General features: G+C 63.1%; 16 protein-coding genes, 1 tRNA gene, 1 pseudogene and 1 riboswitch. Of the genes and pseudogenes, 11 read left to right on the forward strand and 7 right to left on the reverse strand.

All coding sequences use genetic code 11. The annotated features are described in order from the left end of the window. Nucleotides 1-13 precede the first annotated feature (13 nt). A riboswitch (yybP-ykoY riboswitch) is annotated at nt 14-141 on the forward strand. A 100-nt stretch (nt 142-241) separates the two neighbouring features. The 6 genes from AC6JBC_RS00105 to gltB all read left to right on the forward strand — a co-directional run bounded on the left by AC6JBC_RS00105 (nt 242) and on the right by gltB (nt 9,647). Next, nucleotides 242-820 carry a TMEM165/GDT1 family protein gene (locus tag AC6JBC_RS00105; protein WP_498025962.1) on the forward strand — a complete coding sequence of 193 codons (579 nt, stop codon included), beginning with the start codon at nt 242-244 and terminating at the stop codon, nt 818-820. A 101-nt stretch (nt 821-921) separates the two neighbouring features. Further along, complete coding sequence (locus tag AC6JBC_RS00110) at nt 922-1,857, forward strand: complex I NDUFA9 subunit family protein (RefSeq protein ID WP_498024700.1); 936 nt, start codon at nt 922-924, stop codon at nt 1,855-1,857. Nucleotides 1,858-1,919: 62 nt separating this feature from the next. Further along, nucleotides 1,920-2,051: a hypothetical protein gene (locus AC6JBC_RS00115; protein ID WP_498024701.1), complete on the forward strand. Its 132-nt coding sequence runs from the start codon at nt 1,920-1,922 to the stop codon at nt 2,049-2,051. Further along, nucleotides 2,033-2,842, forward strand: coding sequence for an undecaprenyl-diphosphate phosphatase (locus tag AC6JBC_RS00120; protein ID WP_498024703.1), 810 nt, complete (start codon nt 2,033-2,035; stop codon nt 2,840-2,842). Before AC6JBC_RS00115 ends, AC6JBC_RS00120 begins: the two co-directional genes overlap by 19 nt. Before the next feature lie 161 nt (nt 2,843-3,003). After that, nucleotides 3,004-4,455, forward strand: coding sequence for an NAD(P)-dependent oxidoreductase (locus tag AC6JBC_RS00125; RefSeq protein WP_498024705.1), 1,452 nt, complete (start codon nt 3,004-3,006; stop codon nt 4,453-4,455). A gap of 650 nt (nt 4,456-5,105) precedes the next feature. Then, nucleotides 5,106-9,647: a glutamate synthase large subunit gene (gltB, locus tag AC6JBC_RS00130; RefSeq protein WP_498025963.1), complete on the forward strand. Its 4,542-nt coding sequence runs from the start codon at nt 5,106-5,108 to the stop codon at nt 9,645-9,647. A gap of 81 nt (nt 9,648-9,728) precedes the next feature. On the opposite strand, the gene AC6JBC_RS00135 is transcribed toward gltB, so the two are convergent. Next, nucleotides 9,729-10,211 (reverse strand): hypothetical protein, encoded by a 483-nt coding sequence (locus tag AC6JBC_RS00135; RefSeq protein ID WP_498024706.1) that lies wholly within the window; start codon nt 10,209-10,211, stop codon nt 9,729-9,731. A 151-nt stretch (nt 10,212-10,362) separates the two neighbouring features. On the opposite strand from AC6JBC_RS00135, the gene AC6JBC_RS00140 reads away from it, so the two are divergent. Then, nucleotides 10,363-10,449: transfer RNA gene (locus AC6JBC_RS00140), tRNA-Leu, on the forward strand. 471 nt (nt 10,450-10,920) lie between these two features. Here the strand turns inward: AC6JBC_RS00140 and AC6JBC_RS00145 are convergent. Continuing rightward, nucleotides 10,921-11,181 (reverse strand): hypothetical protein, encoded by a 261-nt coding sequence (locus AC6JBC_RS00145; RefSeq protein ID WP_498024707.1) that lies wholly within the window; start codon nt 11,179-11,181, stop codon nt 10,921-10,923. Nucleotides 11,182-11,197: 16 nt separating this feature from the next. Here AC6JBC_RS00145 and AC6JBC_RS00150 point away from each other — a divergent pair, with 16 nt between their 5' ends. The 4 genes and pseudogenes from AC6JBC_RS00150 (at nt 11,198) to AC6JBC_RS00165 (ending at nt 14,219) form a co-directional block, all read left to right on the forward strand. Continuing rightward, complete coding sequence (locus tag AC6JBC_RS00150) at nt 11,198-12,136, forward strand: alpha/beta hydrolase (protein WP_498024708.1); 939 nt, start codon at nt 11,198-11,200, stop codon at nt 12,134-12,136. Nucleotides 12,137-12,229: 93 nt separating this feature from the next. After that, entirely contained in the window at nt 12,230-12,376 is a 147-nt protein-coding gene (locus tag AC6JBC_RS00155) for a hypothetical protein (protein ID WP_498024709.1), read from the forward strand. Between the two features lie 178 nt (nt 12,377-12,554). Next, nucleotides 12,555-13,559, forward strand: a pseudogene (locus AC6JBC_RS00160) (AMP-binding protein); the annotation flags it as partial. 156 nt (nt 13,560-13,715) lie between these two features. Then, nucleotides 13,716-14,219, forward strand: coding sequence for an AMP-binding enzyme (locus AC6JBC_RS00165; protein WP_498025964.1), 504 nt, complete (start codon nt 13,716-13,718; stop codon nt 14,217-14,219). Here the strand turns inward: AC6JBC_RS00165 and AC6JBC_RS00170 are convergent. The 5 genes from AC6JBC_RS00170 to thiC all read right to left on the reverse strand — a co-directional run bounded on the left by AC6JBC_RS00170 (nt 14,191) and on the right by thiC (nt 19,115). Then, nucleotides 14,191-14,514 (reverse strand): hypothetical protein, encoded by a 324-nt coding sequence (locus AC6JBC_RS00170; RefSeq protein WP_498024710.1) that lies wholly within the window; start codon nt 14,512-14,514, stop codon nt 14,191-14,193. The two genes, AC6JBC_RS00165 and AC6JBC_RS00170, sit on opposite strands and share 29 nt — an antisense overlap. A gap of 114 nt (nt 14,515-14,628) precedes the next feature. Next, on the reverse strand, nt 14,629-15,696 hold the full coding sequence (locus AC6JBC_RS00175; protein WP_498024712.1) for a nucleotidyltransferase family protein: 1,068 nt from the start codon (nt 15,694-15,696) through the stop codon (nt 14,629-14,631). Beyond that, the gene (locus AC6JBC_RS00180) at nt 15,683-16,783 is read right to left on the reverse strand and encodes a hypothetical protein (protein ID WP_498024714.1); all 1,101 of its coding nucleotides are present in this window, start codon (nt 16,781-16,783) and stop codon (nt 15,683-15,685) included. The genes AC6JBC_RS00175 and AC6JBC_RS00180 overlap by 14 nt, the downstream gene beginning before the upstream one ends. Before the next feature lie 59 nt (nt 16,784-16,842). Then, nucleotides 16,843-17,130, reverse strand: coding sequence for a hypothetical protein (locus AC6JBC_RS00185; protein ID WP_498024715.1), 288 nt, complete (start codon nt 17,128-17,130; stop codon nt 16,843-16,845). A 137-nt stretch (nt 17,131-17,267) separates the two neighbouring features. Continuing rightward, nucleotides 17,268-19,115, reverse strand: coding sequence for a phosphomethylpyrimidine synthase ThiC (thiC, locus tag AC6JBC_RS00190; protein ID WP_498024716.1), 1,848 nt, complete (start codon nt 19,113-19,115; stop codon nt 17,268-17,270).

Raw genomic sequence — 19,115 nt, forward strand, 5'->3', positions numbered from 1 at the left:
TCTCTCCTAAAGGCGGGCGGTCATCTGGGGAGTAGCCAGCCGTTCGCTTGGTTGAACGGGCCGTATGTCAACATATTTGGCCGAGAGGCCGTGGCATGCGGGATATGGGAAGCCAAGGCGAACGCCTTGAGCGGCCGTATCGGGCGAGACCAATGGCATCGGCTCTTCTCTGTCCGGCCGGGCGGGAAGAGGCGGTGGCATTGCGTCTTCAACCCTTCGCCCGGCCCCGGATATGGTATCGATGGACGCTCTCTTCACCTCTACCGCATTGGTCGCGCTCGCCGAAATGGGCGACAAGACGCAGTTGCTGGCCATGCTGCTCGCCACCCGCTTCAGGAAGCCGGTGCCGATTATTCTCGGCATCCTGTTCGCCACCATGGCCAATCATTTCCTGGCGGCGCTGGTCGGTCATTCGATCGCGGGCGTGCTGACGCAGCCCTGGTTCCGCTATGCCGTGGCGGCCAGCTTCATCGCGATGGCGGGATGGACGCTGATCCCCGACACGTTCGACGAGGACGAGCCGCTGAAAGCGCCGTCCAAGGCGGGCGTGTTTATGACGACGCTGATCGCCTTCTTCCTGGTCGAGATGGGCGACAAGACGCAGGTCGCGACGGTGGCGCTGGGCGCGCAGTTCGACAATGTGCTGGCGGTGACGGCTGGCACGACGCTGGGCATGATGATCGCCAATGTGCCCGCGGTGCTGTTTGGCGAGGCGCTGGCCAAGAAAGTGCCGATGCGCGCGTTGCAGATCGGCGCGGCGCTGCTGTTCCTATGCCTTGGCCTGTGGATGATCGCGGACTTGCAGGGCTGGATCGGTTAAAAAAGGAACAGGGACCGCTGCCCGGCTGTTGTCAGCGGGCGGCGGCTGTTGCAAGGGGAGCTAAGTCATTTTCCCCAAGCAGGACAGGCATGGAACGCGTGATGAAGGACAATCTGGTTACGGTGTTTGGCGGCGGCGGCTTCCTTGGCCGACAGGTCGCCCAGGCCCTGATGGAGCGCGGCGCCCGGGTGCGCATAGCCCAGCGCGACCTGGCGAGCGCCTTTCGCATCCAGCCTCTGGGCGCGCTGGGACAGAAGCAACTTGTCGCGGCCGATATCCGGAATGCGCAGAGCGTCGCGCGGGCGATTGCGGGCAGCGATATCGTCATCAATCTGGTGGGCGTGCTGAGCGGCGACCTGGAAGGGTCGCATCATGACGGCGCGGCCAATGTGGCGAAGGCTGCGGCGGAAGCCGGGGTCAAGGCGCTGGTCCATGTGTCGGCCATTGGTGCCGATGCGGAGAGCCCTTCCGCCTACGGTCGGTCCAAGGCAGCGGGCGAGGCGGCGGTTCGGGCAGCTTTCCCTGCCGCGACCATCATCCGTCCGTCCATCATCTTCGGGCCGGAAGATCAATTCCTCAACCGTTTCGCCGACCTGATCAGCCGCCTGCCGGTGGTTCCGGTCATCGGCGCCGACACGAAGTTCCAGCCCGTCTATGTCGCCGACGTCGCGCAGGCGATCGTCAGTGCGGCGGCGGACCCCGGCCAGCATGGCGGCAAGACATTCGAACTGGGCGGGCCGAGGCAGCTCAGCATGATGGAGCTGAACAGCTGGATCGCCAAGGCCATTGGTCGCAATCGCAGCCTGATCGCGGTGCCTGCGCCGATCGCATCGACCATCGCGAGCTTTGGCTGGCTGCCGGGCGCGCCGATCACGCGGGATCAATATGCGATGTTGCAGAAGGACAATGTCGTGTCGGCGGGCATGCCGGGGCTTGCTGAGTTGGGCGTATCACCCACGCCGATGGAGGCGATCGCCGACAGCTGGTTGGTCCGCTACCGCCGCCATGGCCGCTTCGCCGGACGCGTCAAGGCCTGACCTGAGGGCGCGAGCCATCGCCGCCTGTCCAACTGTCGATGGAATGACGGGATGGCGCGGCGATGAGCGTTGCCGCGCATTGCGCGCGCGTCCCGCATCTGCACAATAAGCGCGATCTTTCCTCCGCCGTGTTCCGCGCGGATTTCCCCTTCCAGTTCAAGGACCAGAGTCGCCCATGGACCTCCATTATCTGACGGTCATCCTGCTTGGCATCGTCGAGGGGCTGACCGAGTTCCTGCCCGTGTCCTCCACCGGGCATCTGATATTGGCGAGCGAGTTGCTGGGTTATGACGCGGCGACCTGGGCGATGTTCAACGTCATCATCCAGCTTGGCGCGATCCTGGCGGTGGTCGTGCTGTACTGGCGGACATTCTGGGCGGTGGCGATGGGGCTGCTGCGCAAGGAACCGATGAGCTGGCGCTTTCTGCGCAACCTGCTGGTCGCTTTCCTCCCGTCCGTCGTGATCGGGCTGGCGATGCATGATTATATCGAGGTGCTGCTGGGCGCGCCGCAGGTGGTCGCCTGGGCGCTGATTATCGGGGGCATCGCCATCCTCGCGATCGAGCGGATGGCGAAGGAGAACCGCTTTCATGGCATTGCCGACATCCCGTTGGCGCGGGTGATCGGCATCGGGTTCATCCAGTGCATCTCCATGATCCCCGGCGTCAGCCGGTCGGGCGCGACGATCATGGGCGCGCTGGCGCTGGGGGTCGAGCGGCGGACGGCGGCGGAGTTCAGCTTCTTTCTGGCTATCCCGACGATGCTGGGCGCATCGACGCTGGAGCTGCTGAAAAAGGGCAGCGACGTCACCTCCGCCACGGTGGGCTGGGGCAGCATCGCCTTGGGCTTTGTCGTGTCGTTCATCGTCGCGCTGCTGGTAATTCGTTGGTTTGTGGGCCTGGTTTCGCGGCAGGGCTTCGTGCCCTTTGCCTGGTATCGGATCATCGCCGGGACGGGGGCGCTCATATGGCTGTGGTTAAGATAGGTCCGTATCGGATCTAGATTAGCCTTGCTGATCACGTGTTCGATCAAGCGTGTCGGAAATAGTCTCAGTTTAGGTCAGTTCATATGACCTTTATGGTCGAATCCGCGTGACTTTGGCGGTTTTTCTGCTATGTGAGCCCTGAACAGATTTAGGGACTCACCATGGCTGACAATCCGATGCTGAAATTCGTGGGAACGGGCCAAGCCTATCCCGAGAAGCGCTCGGCCGATGATCGGGCCGACGATTTCCTGGAGATCAGCAGCAGTTTCCTGCTGGAAAGAGCCGAAGAGCAGGCGGCGCGTTGCTCGCAATGTGGCGTGCCTTATTGCGCTACGCATTGCCCGCTGCACAACCATATCCCCGACTGGCTGCGCCTGACGGCCGAGGGACGGCTGCGCGAGGCCTATGAGCTGTCGAACCTTACCAGCACGATGCCGGAAATCTGCGGCCGCATCTGCCCGCAGGACCGGCTGTGCGAGGGCAATTGCGTCATTGAGTTTTCCGGCCATGGCGCGGTCACGATCGGTAGTGTCGAGAAGTTCATCACCGACACGGCCTGGAAGGAAGGCTGGGTCGAACCGCTGGTGCCCGGCAAGCCGCTGGGCCAGTCGGTCGGCGTCATCGGCGCGGGTCCGGCGGGCCTTACCACCGCCGAATATCTGCGTGTCGCGGGTTATGAGGTGCATGTTTACGACCGACACGACCGCGCGGGCGGGCTGCTGACCTATGGCATTCCCGGCTTCAAGCTGGAGAAGGACGTCGTCATGCGCCGGGTCCAGCGGCTGAAGGACGGCGGCATCACCTTCCATGAAGGTTTCGAGGTCGGCCGCGATGCGTCGATGGAAGAATTGCGCAGCCGCCATGACGCCATCCTGATCGCGACCGGCGTCTACAAGCCGCGCGACATCAAGGCGCCGGGCGTCGGCGCGCCGGGCGTGGTCAAGGCGCTCGACTTCCTTATCGCTTCCAACAAGGCCGGGTTCGGTGACGCAGTGCCGGAGCATGAAGACGGCTCGCTGCATGCCAACGGCAAGAAAGTGGTCGTCATCGGCGGCGGCGACACGGCGATGGACTGCGTCCGCACGGCCGTGCGTCAGGGTGCGACTTCGGTGAAGTGCCTCTATCGCCGCGACCGGGAAAATATGCCGGGATCGCAGCGTGAAGTGCAAAATGCGGAGGAAGAAGGCGTCGAGTTCGTCTGGCTTTCCGCCCCGATCGCTTTTGAAGGCACGGAACATGTGACCGGCGTCAAGGTGACGAAGATGCGGTTGGGCCAGCCCGACGCTTCGGGACGCCGCGCGCCCGAGGCCGATCCGGGCACCGAACATACGCTGGAAGCGGACCTTGTCATCAAGGCGCTGGGCTATGACCCGGAAGATCTGCCCAGGTTGTTCGGCGCGGAGGAGTTGTCCGTCACCCGCTGGGGCACGCTGCGTGTCGATCACAAGACGATGATGACGTCGATGGACGGTGTGTTCGCTGCGGGCGACATCGTGCGGGGCGCTTCGCTGGTGGTCTGGGCGATCCGCGATGGGCGAGATGTGACCGAGCATATGCACCGCTTTCTGAAGGCGAAGGCCAAGGCGGCCGCGGGCGAGAGACAAGCGGCATGAGATACACGCTACTCCTCTTGATCGGTTTCAGCGGCATTCCTGCCGCAGGACTAGCGCAGCCTTCCGCTGGGACTCTATCTGTTCCCGGGAAAGAGGCACAGAGATTAGCACGTGCCATGCTGGAGGGGGGCAGCCATCGCCTTCAGCTTAGTACGGAGAAAGCCCAAAAGGCGCTTTTCCAATCATTAGTCGGGCCAATCCGCGTATATAAACCAGCCAGTTGCGACCCTGTATTGCCAGCCTGCAAGGAAGCGGCTCAAAGTTTGGCGGCTCAAAACGCAAGCGAGTATGTGCAATTAAGGAATGCCGCACTCGAAGCGGGCTATGCTACTCTCTTTGAAGGCAAGATGTCGTCGCAGGAAATGGCTGATGCCAGAGCATTCGTCACTTCTCCGGCAGGAGCGAAGTTCGCGTCGGCGTTGACCAGTGGCGAGATGCCACCTTTGGCGATCATATCGTATGTCGGACGACGGACAAACGAGTTTGAAGACAGCCTTTACGATCGCTTCCTCCAGAAAACGGCATCTCTACCCCGCCGAGTAGTGAGAGGAATTCCACCGCCGCCTCGAATTCCGTCGAGCGGTCAGAAGCGTCCTTGACACCTCCGCTGCCGAAAGACTGCAAGTGATACCCGATAAGGGAACCGAATGATGACCGAGCAAATGAACTTCATGGCGAGCCCCGAAGAGCGTGCGCGCCTTGCCGCCGAGGGCATGTATCATCCGGAGATGGAAGGCGATGCCTGCGGCGTCGGCCTTGTCGCCGCGACGGACGGCCGTGCTAGCCGCCGCGTCGTCGCTTCGGCGATCGATGCGCTGAAGGCGGTGTGGCACCGTGGCGCGGTGGATGCGGATGGCAAGACCGGCGACGGCGCGGGCATCCATGTCGATCTGCCGGTGCGCTTCTTTGACGATGCGATTGCCGATTCGGGGCATAAGCCCCTGCCCAACCGCTTGGCTGTCGGCATGATCTTCCTGCCGCGCACGGATTTGAGCGCGCAGGAGACCTGCCGCACGATCGTCGAGAGCGAGATCATCGACGCGGGCTACACCATCTATGGCTGGCGGCAGGTGCCCGTCGATGTGTCCGTCATCGGCGAGAAGGCGCAGCGCACGCGGCCCGAGATCGAGCAGATCATGATCGCCGGGCCGATGCCGGAGGAGCGTGACCAGATCGAGTTCGAAAAGGACCTCTACCTCATCCGCCGCCGGATCGAGAAGAAGGTGATCGCGGCGCAGATTCAGGATTTCTACATCTGTAGCCTGTCGTGCCGGTCGATCATCTACAAGGGCCTGTTCCTCGCGGAATCGCTGTCGGTCTTCTACCCGGACCTTCGGGATGAGCGGTTCGAGAGCCGGGTCGCGATTTTCCACCAGCGCTATTCGACCAACACTTTCCCGCAATGGTGGCTGGCCCAGCCGTTCCGCACGCTCGCGCATAATGGTGAGATCAACACCATCCGCGGCAACAAGAACTGGATGAAGAGCCACGAGATCAAGATGGCGTCGCTGGCTTTTGGGGATCATAGCGAGGACATCAAGCCGGTGATCCCCGCTGGCGCCTCGGATACCGCCGCGCTGGACGCCGTGTTCGAGGCGATCTGCCGGTCGGGCCGCGATGCGCCGACCGCCAAGCTGATGCTGGTGCCCGAGGCGTGGCAGGCGGCGGCGGGCGAAACGCCGCAGAGCCATGTCGACATGTATGAATATCTCGCCTCCGTGATGGAGCCGTGGGATGGTCCGGCCGCGCTGGCGATGACCGATGGCCGCTGGGTCGTGGCGGGCGTCGATCGCAACGCGCTGCGTCCGCTGCGCTACACGCTGACCGGCGATAATCTGCTGATCGTGGGTTCGGAAACCGGCATGGTCGTCGTGCCCGAAACCACCATCGTCAAGAAGGGCCGCATGGGTCCGGGTCAGATGATCGCCGTCGATCTGCAGGAAGGCGCAATCTACGACGACCGCGCGATCAAGGACCAGATTGCGGGCGAGCGGCCCTATGCCGAGCTGATCAAGGACTTCATGAAGGTCGGTGATCTGCCGCAGACAGCCAGCGCCCTGCCCGCATGGGACAAGGCGGAGCTGACGCGCCGTCAAGTTGCCGCAAACCTGACGCTGGAGGACATGGAGCTGATCCTGGCCCCCATGGTCGAGGATGCGAAGGAAGCGGTCGGATCGATGGGCGATGACACGCCGCTGGCCGTCATTTCCGACAAGCCCCGCACGGTCAGCCACTTCTTTCGCCAGAATTTCAGCCAGGTCACCAACCCGCCGATCGATTCCCTGCGCGAACGCCATGTGATGAGCCTGCGCACGCGCTTTTCCAACCTGCACAACATATTGGAACAGGAAGCGCAGAACAGCCATGTGCTGGTGCTGGAATCGCCGGTGCTGATCTCGTCCGAATGGGCGCGGCTGAAGGCGCATTTCGGCCCGGCGGTAGCTGAGATCGACTGCACCTTCCCGGCGGAAGGCGGGCAGGAGCAGCTGCGCTCTGCAATTGCCCGCATCCGCGAGGAAGCCGAGCAGGCGGTGCGTGAAGGCCGCACCGAAATCTTCCTGACCGACGAGCATATCAATGCCGATCGGGTCGCCATCGCTGGCGTGCTGGCGGCGGCAGCGGTCCACACGCATCTCGTCCGCAAGGGGCTGCGCAGCTATGCGTCGATCAACGTGCGCTGCGCCGAAGCGCTCGACACCCATTATTTCGCGGTGCTGATCGGCGTCGGCGCGACCACGGTGAATGCTTATCTTGCCGAGGCCAGCATTGCCGATCGCCATGCGCGCGGCCTGTTCGGCGATCTGACGCTGGAAGCCTGTTTTGAACGGTTCCGCACGGCGATCAACGAAGGCCTGCTGAAGATCATGTCCAAGATGGGCATTGCGGTCATCAGCAGCTATCGCGGCGGCTATAATTTCGAGGCGGTGGGCCTGTCCCGCGCGCTGGTGAACGACCTGTTTCCCGGCATGCCCGCGAAGATTTCCGGTGAAGGCTATGCGTCGCTGCATCATAATGCGGTGCTGCGCCATGAAGCGGCTTATGACAGCGCGGTCGTGCGCCTGCCGGTCGGCGGCTTCTATCGCCAGCGTAACGGCGGGGAGAGCCATGCTTATTCCGCGCAGCTGATGCATCTGTTGCAGACTGCGGTCGGCACCGACAGCTATTCGACCTATCTGCAATTCTCACGCGGCGTGCGGGATTTGCCGCCGGTTTATCTGCGCGATCTGCTGGAGTTCAACTTTGCCCGTGAAGCCGTGCCGATCGACGAGGTCGAGGCGACAACCGAAATCCGCAAGCGGTTCGTGACGCCGGGCATGTCGCTCGGGGCGCTCTCTCCGGAGGCGCATGAAACGCTGGCCATCGCGATGAACCGCATCGGCGCGAAGGCCGTGTCGGGCGAAGGCGGCGAGGATGCAACCCGCTTCAAGCCCTATGAGAATGGCGACAATGCCAACAGCGTGATCAAGCAGATCGCGTCGGGCCGCTTCGGCGTGCATGCCGAATATCTGGGCAGCGCCGAGGAGATCGAGATCAAGGTCGCACAGGGCGCCAAGCCCGGCGAAGGCGGTCAGCTGCCCGGCTTCAAGGTGACCGAATTCATCGCCAGGCTGCGCCATTCAACGCCCGGCGTGACGCTGATCTCGCCGCCGCCGCATCATGACATCTACTCGATCGAGGATCTCGCGCAGCTCATCTACGACTGCAAGCAGATAAACCCGCGCGCGCGGGTGTGCGTGAAGCTGGTCAGTCAGGCGGGCATCGGTACGGTTGCCGCTGGTGTTGCGAAGGCGCATGCGGACGTCATTCTGATCGCGGGCCATGTCGGCGGGACCGGCGCTTCGCCGCAGACGTCGATCAAATATGCGGGCACGCCTTGGGAAATGGGGCTTTCCGAAGCCAATCAGGTGCTAACGCTCAATGGCTTGCGCCATCGGGTGAAGCTGCGCACGGACGGCGGCCTGAAGACCGGCCGCGATATCGTGATCGCGGCGATCCTGGGCGCGGAGGAGTTCGGCATTGGTACGCTGAGCCTCGTAGCCATGGGCTGCATCATGGTGCGCCAGTGCCACTCGAACACCTGCCCCGTGGGCGTGTGCGTGCAGGATGAGAAGCTGCGCGAGAAGTTCACCGGCACGCCGGAGAAGGTCATCAACCTTATGACCTTCATCGCGGAGGAAGTGCGCGAAGTGCTGGCGCGGCTGGGCTATCGAAGCCTGGATGAGGTGATCGGGCGCACGGAGCTGCTGAAGCAGGTCAACCGCGGTGCCGAGCATCTCGACGACCTCGACTTGAACCCCATCCTCGCCAAGGTGGATGCGCCTGACGATCAGCGGCGCTTCAGCCTGACGCAATGGCGCAACGAGGTGCCTGACAGCCTGGACGCGCAGATGATGCGCGATGCCAAGGCGGTGTTCGAGCGTGGCGAGAAGATGCAACTGACCTATACGGTGCGCAACACGCATCGCGCGGTTGGTACGCGGCTGTCGGCTGCCGTGACCGAGCGGTTCGGCATGTCTGCCCTGGCGGACGGGCATCTGACCGTGCGCCTGCGCGGGTCGGCTGGCCAGTCGCTGGGCGCGTTCCTGTGCAAGGGCATCACGCTGGAGGTCTTTGGCGACGCCAACGACTATGTGGGCAAGGGCCTGTCGGGGGGCACGATCGTCGTGCGCACCACGGTTTCCTCGCCGCTGACGAGCAAGGACAACACGATCATCGGCAACACCGTCCTGTACGGCGCGACGGCCGGCAAGCTGTTCGCGGCGGGTCAGGCGGGCGAGCGCTTTGCCGTCCGTAATTCGGGCGCACAGGTGGTGGTCGAAGGCTGCGGTGCCAATGGCTGCGAATATATGACCGGCGGCACGGCGGTGATTCTGGGCAAGACGGGCGCGAACTTCGGCGCGGGGATGACCGGCGGCATGGCCTTCATCCTGGACGAAGATGGCAGCTTCGAACGGCGCGCCAATCCGGAAAATATCGTGTGGCAGCGCCTGGAAAGCGCCCATTGGGAAGCGCAGCTAAAGGCCTTGATCGCCGAACATGCGGTGACGACCGACAGCAAGTGGTCGAACACGATCCTGGACGATTGGGATCGCTGGCGGCGTCATTTCTGGCAGATTTGCCCCAAGGAAATGGTGCATCGGCTGACCCATCCTTTGAGCGATACAAGCGCCGAGGTGGTGGCTGCCGAATAGGATGAAGGGGAGGAAAGGCAGAGGACTTTCCTCCCCTTTTTATTGGGTAAGTCCGTGCGTGGGGTGGCTGCGCCGCCTTGCCTAGTAGGAAACGGGTGAAACGGCAGGCGCAGAATCGAATTTCGCGCCATTGCCCTGCGCCAGCTGCGTCGGCTGCGGCGGTGCATCATCGCCGTTCGCGAACCGTTCTACGTTGGCGGGCAGCCGGTGCATTGGCGATGGCGGGGCATCTTCAAGCGGTTGCCAATCGTCGGCTTGCTGATCCTGCGCCTCGTAACGCTGCACGACCGGATCGTCATAGCCGCTCCAGCCCGCCGTCATGCTTGCCATTTGCCGATCCGCGAGGGTCGGGCCGCACCCCTTGCAGTTGATCTCCTCAGGCCCGGTCAGATTGGGGCTGCTTTCTGCCTGCGCCGTCGTTACCGGCGACGTGGAATAGGAGGAGGATTGTGCGTCGGTGAAGGATAGCCGTGGCGGAGTCGTCGCGTAGAGGCCAAGGCCTAGCCCGCTGACCAACGCGGCCCCAGCGCTCGCCAGGCTGAACAACCAGAAACGGGGGGACATGCGACCTTCTCCTCTTCCGCGCTCGCCTGCATCATCGCCAGCACCCGGCAAAAGAAACGCACATGAAGATCGGTTGTTGCATGGGTCCAAGGCCTTTGCTAAGGGCCGCCTCCTACCAAGGCACCGGCCCCGCCGGTTTCCCTTCAGATGTGCGGTCGTGGCGGAATTGGTAGACGCGCAACGTTGAGGTCGTTGTGGCCGAAAGGCCGTGGAAGTTCGAGTCTTCTCGACCGCACCATTCAGTCAGACAAGGTAACCGATTTTTGCCTTCGGGCATGCTGGGCCTGCGAAATAGCGCAGTTCCGGGGGGTTTGGCGGCGTTGTTTTTGTGAACGTGGGTCAGAGACGCCGTTCATTTCCCCTGCCAAGAGGCAAATCTTCGTCCAATTCTGCGTCAATGCAGGAGGGTGACCGATGTCGATCTATGCTGGACTGGACGTCAGCGACGAGACCACATCTGTTTGCGTGGTTGAAGGCGAGGGCATCCCCCTACTTAAGTCAGACCGTGAAATCTGGAGACGAGCTTATCCGCGGCTTGGCAATCGCACAAATGGTCGTGCCAGCGGCAGAAATCTAACGATCTATCCTTTTCTTCGAGCGTCTGAGCCGGCTCTCTGATCGGTAGAGGACATAGCTGCCGCTGAAGCGCCATGGGGTGGCGCATGAACGTCGGCGCGAACGCCAAGATGCGTGCATCGCAACGGCTGGGCTAGCCCATAGCAGATACCCGACTGAAGTCGGAGGGGTTGCTCTTCGCGCGGGGCGCTAAAGCATCGTGCGCAAAAGTGGGAACCGGTTTTGTGCTTAAAACGATGCGATAACAAAAAACTACAGCGTGCGATTGCGTCCGATTAAACGCAGCGCGCTCTAAACCTGCTTCAACATTGATTTCGAAATTTGCATTTTTCCATTTCCATACATAGAATATTGCTTCCAAATCCGGCGGTGATTGGGTATCGGAATGCGCCATCGAGGAGAGGCACGAGATGAAGTTGAAGCCTATCAACCTGACTGCCATGTTGCTGGCTGCGTCGGCCGTAGGGGGGCCAGCCTCGGCCGCCGATCAGCACCGCCTGGGGGCCAGCACGGTTAGCGCCTCTAACGAGGCGAAGCGCCTCCCCGAGATACCGCTGGACGGTCGTTCGGGACCCAACACTGAGCAGTGGGGCAATATATGGGGTGTTCAAGGCGTCCGGAACGTGTCGCGCGCAACCCTTACCCCCTTCCTGCCGCCAGCCGGCATCGCGACGGGAGCGGCGGTGGTCGTGGCGCCGGGCGGTGCTTTCGTCTATCTTTCGATAGACAGTGAAGGATATGGTGTGGCCCGGTGGCTTGCGTCCAAGGGTATCGCGGCTTTCGTGTTGAAATACCGCGTCCGGCCTACACCGCGGGATCCGAAAGTGTTCACGGACATGGCCATGGAGATGTTGAAGAAGGTCTCCGGCCCCAACGCACCCGTGATCAATATCGAAACGCCGCCCGAGGCATTCGCAGACGGTCAGACTGCTCTGAGACTTGTCCGCAGCAAGGCTGCAACGTTCGGGGTAAATCCGAAGCGAATTGGCTTCCTCGGCTTTTCGGCGGGCGGGAAGTTGGCGATGACCGTCGCTCTGGCTGACAACGTGGCCGATCGCCCCGACTTTGTCGGGAACCTCTACGGGCCGATGGAGGCGTGCGACGTCCCATCTGACGCGCCGCCCCTATTTATCGGGTTGGCTCTGGATGACCCGCTCGGTGCCCGCGGGCAGCTTGGGCTCATGAACTCCTGGAGGTTGGCGAAGCGCCCGGTCGAGGCGCATTTCTATGGGATCGGTGGCCATGGGTTCGGCATGGACTCGAAAGGTGCGGCCACTGCCCTGTGGACGGATGAAATGTATGCCTGGCTCAAGGATCGCGGGCTGCTGACCCCGACCGATAAGAGGTGAGAAGGACGGCTAGCGAATAGTCTTGTCAGGCGGGATCATTGAGTAGCGATCGGTCAGGGGTAGTTCGACCACCCCTGAACCAGGCGCCATTGGATGAGTGCCTGGCCGAGGCCATCGTCGCCGACACTTAACTTCACGGAGGAGAGTGATCGCCGCCTCACGCAGTTCAAGGGTCGTTCGGACAAGGTCGTTCCCGCCGGTCTGCGCGGGCGCCTCGAGATGGTCGAGTTCGTCCGCTGATCACCGACGACAACGTGATGCTACCAAACGCCAATGATATGGGGAAAGCATGCCATGCAAAAAGGCTATGAGCTTTGTGGCTCGCCCGTGAGCGACCGATCGGCGATTAAGACCATTGAGGCGGCCGGATGGCCCGCAGACCTGCCGCGGTATAGGCCCCGGCGACTCGGTCGCGTACATGCTGCCGAACCTTCCCGAGACCCATTTCGTCCTGTGGGGAGCAGAAGCGGCAGGCACAGCCGTGGCGATCAATCCGCTGCTGGAGGCGGATGCCATCGGCGCTCTGCTTGCTGCTTCGGGCGCGTCCATCCTCGTGACGCTCGCCCCGTTCCCCGGTTCCGACCTGTACGAGAAGGCGGTTGCGGCCCTCGCGAATGCGCCCGATCTCCGTCATCTCGTCCTCGTCGATCCGGCCCGCCATACCGACGGATGGCGACGGATAGGTGCCAGGCTTCTGGGCGGCAAGGCTGCCAGGGCGGCAAGTCCTGTTCCGCGTCCGGTTGTCGTCCACGACTTTTTCAGGCTGGCCGCACGTACGCGCGGGGATCGTCTCACCAGCGGCCGCGCAATCTCTTCGGATGACATCTCGTCCTGCTTCTGCACGGGAGGCACGACGGGATTGCCCAAGCTGGCGCGGCGGACGCACGGATCCGAGGTAGCGAACGCCTGAATGAGCGCGCAAGCGATCGGCGATGCGATGGCACCCGGCACCGTCATCTTCTGCGGACTGCCCCTGTTCCATGTCAACGCGGCGATGGTGACCGGCCTTGCCGCCTTCATCAGCGGGGCGCACGTCCTTCTGGGTACGCCGCAGGGATACCGAGGCCCGGGGGTGGTCGACAGTTTCTGGAGCATCGTCGAGCATCACCGCGTCACGGTCTTCAGCGGCGTGCCGACCCTATTCGCATCCTTGCTGACGAAGTCGACCGTCGGGCGCGACCTTGCGTCCCTCAAGTTCGCTTTCTGCGGCGCCGCGCCCATGCCCGCCGACCTCATTAGTCGGTTCGAAGCCGCGACGGGCATCGCCATTGTCGAAGGATATGGTCTGACGGAGGGGACGTGCGTCTCTGCCCTGAACCCGCTCGGCGGTGAACGGAAGCCGGGCTCAATCGGCTTGTCGATACCGTTTCAGGAACTGGATGTGCTGGTATTCGATGCCGATGGCCGGTTCGTGCGGGAGGCGGCGACGGACGAGGTCGGCCGAATCGCCATCTCCGGGCGCAACGTGTTCGCGGGATATCTGTCCAATGCGCACAATCGGAACATCTGGATTGACCGCGGTGACGGAAGGCGGTGGTTCGACACCGGCGACCTCGGCCGCAAGGACGCCAGCGGCTACGTGTGGCTTACCGGACGTGCGAAGGACATCATCATTCGCGCGGGTCATAATATCGATCCCGTCGTCATCGAGGATGCCCTGCAAAGCCACCCGGCCGTCGCGCTTGCGGCCGCGGTCGGGCGACCGGATGCCTATGCGGGCGAACTGCCCGTCGCCTATGTCCAGCTCCACGCCGGTGCCGCTGCAACCGAAGCCGCTCTGCTCCAGCATGCGGAACGGCTCGTCTCCGAACGCGCAGCCTGGCCCAAGGCGATCCATATCGTCGATGCCCTACCATTGACCGCCATCGGCAAGACCTTCAAACCGGCGTTGAAGGATCGCGAAGCGGAACGTGTCCCGGAAGACATCATCGGCAAGCTGGGAACGTCCGGAAGTGTCAGCACCCGGCGCGGTGCGGACCAGGCACCGATCACCATCGTGCGGGTGCCGGCGGACAAGCGGGACGCGGTCGCCGCCATGCTGGCCGACTTCAGCTTCAAGTCGCAGGTCGAGTCGGCGGAATGACGTCGGCGATAAGGATGCTAATTCCAGCGGTCGGGCTTTGCCCCGACGCTACGTGTTCCGGAATGATCTGGGGCAGCGTGCCGGTGGCCTTCGCGAGATGCGCGGCGAGTTCCCGCGCGGCATAGACGACGCAATCTTGCGGCTGATCCGGTATGACCAGCGGGCGGGGAATGCCGCCCTCAATCAGGGCTACGCTGGATGGGGATGCCGCCTGGCCTTGGCCCATGGTTTGCGCCGAAAGCAGGGCCGCCGCCGATCCGAAGGAAAATGTCCTGCGTGAAATGGCTTGTCCCATTGGCAGCCCTCCTCCCTTCTGATCAGGGCGCCCCCCTCTTAGTCCAATTGACGGTTCCTGGGGGCGGTGGCGGAAGGATTACGTCCAAATGGTGAAAGGACGGCAGGGCCTTTCCTATATTTTCCCCAGTTCGTTGCGGATGAACAGCCGTTCCAGGCTTTCACGCCGCGGCAGTCCGGAGGCCGCGATCGGCTCGCCGTCGAGCAGCGTCCTTCGGGCGGCGCGGCGGGCGAGTATATAACTGGGATCGAGGAGGGACAGGAAGGTCAGAAAGGGCGCCAGACCCGGCCAGCGCAACTGGGCCAGGCGCCGTATATATTGAAGCCGCGCGCGGATGCCCCGCCTGAGGGCGCGTGGCACTTCCATGCCGAGCAACTTGCGCGCCGTGAGCAACTGAGTGCGCATCGCGTTGCGCGCATAGCCGGACTGGAAATGCCGGTTCAGCTCATCCCAATCATCCTGCTGGAAACGGCGGGCGAAGGACTGCATGTCCAGCAGGTGGCGCAGGTCGATCCGGCCGCGCAAATAGTCTCTGCCCTTCAACTGGTCATGCAGCAACAATATCGCGGTGCATGCAACCGGCGATGGCAGCAGGACTATGCCGCCCGCCAGTTCCAGCAGGGCGGCATTTTGCGCGAGATCGTCAAAGCTATAGGAGAGCGTGTTGATGCTGCCATAATCGGAGTGAAGGTCGATCGTCGCCGTATCCTGCGGGCGCGAGAGGACAGCGGGCACTCCGGGTTGGGGATCGGACGTGTCAGGGCAGTAGCCGATGCCGCGCAGCTGATCGATCATGGGCAGGAAACGATTGGCGGGCACCATCAGGTCGATGTCCGCCAGCATACGGGCGGCACGTTCGTCCGGTGGCGCATGGGCCAGCCATGCGGTGCCCTTCAGCAGGATCGGCGACACACCGGCCGCGTTCATGGTCGCGGCGGCTTCGTCCAGTTGCGCCATGATGCGATCGTTACGGTCGCCATTGCGTCTTTCCATCTCGGCGAAAAACGTCGCGACGTCCGATGGCAGTGTGGGAAAGCGTCCGGCTTTTCTAAGCCGCGCGGCCACGGCGGGGCTGCACAAGGTTTTGTTGGCGAGGGCAATGATACGGGGCCAATCGGCATGCGAGGGTGTTTGGCCGCGCAGGCAGGACAACAGGCCATGGAGATGATCAAGCCGGATCACAAAATGCTCCCAGCAGCGCGGCCGCTTCATCCAGATTGTCATATTCCAGTTCGCAGGTCCGGGCGCCGCCGACGGCGCGGATCAGGCTGTCGATCGCGGGACGGCTGGCCTCTCCGCTGCATGAGGCGGCTTCGGAGAGCAGATGCTTGACCAGTGTCGTGGGATGTTGCGGGATCAGGCGCGCGGGCGCGCCCTTCGTCCGCCGCAGCTTCAATATCCAGCCAACCGGCAGGGGGGCTTGCCCCGAAGGCCGCGACAAGGCGAGGTAACGCACCCGCCGCCCATCGGGCCGCCAATGGATCAGCGGCTGGAGTTGCCCCGGGTAACGTGCGGCCATCATCGGCCAGGCGCCCGATTTCACGGTTGGCAGAAAGGGAAGGCCCAGCACTTGGCCGTCTGGTCCCAGCATGCTGATATCATCGCCATGATAGGCAAAGCCGCTGCCGATCAGCCACGAGGTCAGGGTCGTCTTCCCCGCCCCCGGAGGCCCGGTCAGGAGCAGCGCCTTTCCATTGCGGCTGACGCAGCCCGCATGCAGCGCCAGGTTCCAGCGGGGATCATCGATGATGTCCTGGATGATCTGCGCCTTGACCAGGGTGGCGGCCTGATGGAGTTGCAGGACGGAGGCATCGCCCGCATCACGGCTGAAGAGGCAAAGCCCGTTGCTTTGCCAGAGATGATAGAGGGTGCAGGACGGCGCTGGGGCCGCGTCCGTTTGAAGATGGGCGAAAAGCGGCGCCACGTGCCGTACCAGCGCCTCGTCATGATAGCGCAGCATGAGGGCGCGACCGCCGAGCGATATGGATTGCGTCAGGATGGGCGCGGATGCGGGCGGGCGGGCAGTGGCGCGGACCAGCCCGGAGTGGGACCATTCCGCCAGTACCGTGTCGAGCATGGACGCGGCCTGACCGACGCCCCGGTCGGCAACTTCCTGCGCAAGTTGCGACAGGGACACGCCGTCCTCAAGGCGGCATCCGATATAGCCTGCTATCTGGTTCAGTTCATAAATGGCGTGCCGGGACTGCGAAACGATCACCGGCTGATCGCCGATGAAGGTCATCGAAGTCCCGGGTGTAAGGCGCAGCATCAATTCCGCCCCGTCAGGGCGCTCCGCCCATTCGCCATCTATCCGCTGAACCTCAGCGCTCAGTGCTTTTTCCCGCCCTTGTTACCCGGATTGCCCGGGCCGGTGCCGGGGCCGTCATTGATCGGCGGGTTGCCCGGGGGCTGGGGATCGGGGCCGTTGCCGACACCATTATTGCCCTTGGGGCCGCCGCCACCGCCGCCGCCCGATGCCGCGATCGCCTGTGACGACAGGGAGGTCGACAACATGATCGTCATTGCCGGGGGAACAGTCGCAGCGAAGCGACCGCAGGTTTTCAAAAAGCGGCGCCGGTCTTCGGTCGCAGCCAAAATGGTGGGTTCCTCAGCCAAGGCTAGCCTCCTCTTTTTCAGGGTTGAGGGAGGCTACCACCTAGGCCGGACCGACCGCACTGCTATGGCGGGGTATATCAGAAGGTATAACCCCGCCCGCCATCTACAGCCTATGATATTTCATGGGCTTGGTTGGATTATTCCGAAGCTGGCAGGTAAATCTCGCCCCCCTTGTTCTTAAAAGTCTCGCTCATTTCGGCCATGCCTTTTTCCGCATCTTCGGCTGCGATGAATGAGTCGGCGGGCTGGTTCTGCTTCGCTGCGAAGTCACGAACCTCCTGCGTGATCTTCATCGAGCAGAACTTTGGCCCGCACATGGAGCAGAAATGCGCAGTCTTCGCGCCCTCGGCGGGCAGGGTCTGGTCGTGATATTTCTCCGCCGTGTCCGGATCGAGCGACAGGTTGAACTGGTCGCGCCAGCGGAATTCGAAGCGGGCGCGGGACAGCGCATCGTCGCGGACCTTGGCGGCCGGGTGGCCCTTGGCAAGGTCTGCTGCGTGGGCGGCGAGCTTGTAGGTGACGACGCCGACCTTGACGTCATCGCGGTCGGGCAGGCCCAGATGCTCCTTGGGCGTGACGTAGCAGAGCATCGCCGTGCCGTACCAGCCGATCATCGCAGCGCCGATGCCGCTGGTGATATGATCATAGCCCGGCGCGATGTCAGTGGTTAGCGGCCCGAGCGTATAGAAAGGCGCCTCGCCGCAAGCCTCAAGCTGCTTTTCCATATTCTGCTTGATCTTGTGCATGGGCACATGGCCCGGCCCCTCGATCATCACCTGCACATCCTGTTCCCAGGCGCGCTTGGTCAGTTCGCCCAGCGTGTAGAGCTCGGCAAACTGCGCTTCGTCATTGGCGTCCGCGATCGAACCGGGGCGCAGGCCATCGCCGAGGCTATAGGCGATGTCATAGGCCTTCATGATCTCGGTGATCTCGTCGAAATGCTCGTAGAGGAAGCTTTCCTTGTGATGGGCGAGGCACCATTTCGCCATGATCGACCCGCCGCGCGAGACTATGCCGGTGACGCGCTTGGCGGTCATGGGGATATAGGGCAGGCGCACGCCCGCATGGATGGTGAAATAATCGACGCCCTGCTCAGCCTGCTCGATCAGCGTGTCGCGGAAGATGTCCCAGGTCAGCTCTTCGGCAATGCCGCCGACCTTTTCCAGCGCCTGGTAAATGGGCACAGTGCCGATCGGGACCGGCGAGTTGCGCATGATCCACTCGCGCGTGTCGTGGATGTTTCGGCCGGTGGAGAGGTCCATCACAGTGTCCGCGCCCCAGCGGATCGACCAGACCAGCTTGTCGACTTCGCTCGCCACATCGGAGGCGACCGCCGAATTGCCGATATTGGCGTTGATCTTCACCAGGAAATTGCGGCCGATCGCCATCGGCTCGGTTTCAGGGTGGTTGATGTTGTTGGGGATGATGGCGCGGCCACGGGCGACCTCGTCGCGGACGAACTCCGGCGTCACATAGTCGGGGATTTCCGCCCCCCAATCCTGCCCGTCGCGCACATATTCGGCGAGGCGGGCACGGCCGAGATTCTCGCGCTCGGCGACATATTCCATCTCCGGCGTGATGATGCCGCGCCGGGCATAATGCATCTGGGAGACGTTCATGCCGGGCTTCGCGCGCAGGGGGCGCTTCACGACATGGGGGAAAGGCTGGACGCCGCCGCTGCGGTCGGGGCCTTTGAGGCCGTTATCCTCGGGCTGGATGGCGCGGGCGTCATATTCTTCTACATCGCCCCGACCAACGATCCAGTCGCGGCGCAGCGTGGGCAGGCCCGCCATGATGTCGATGCGCGCGTTCGGATCGGTGTAGGGGCCGGAGGTGTCGTAGACACGGACGGGCGGCTCGCCGCTGCCGGGTTCGAGGTCGATCTCGCGCATGGCGACCTTGAGCGGGCCGACATGGATTTTGCGCGAGCCGCGAATAGGCCCGGTGGTGACGCGCATTTCGGTGCGGGCGGGAATGTCGGCCAT

Source organism: Sphingobium sp. RC1, assembly GCF_059738765.1.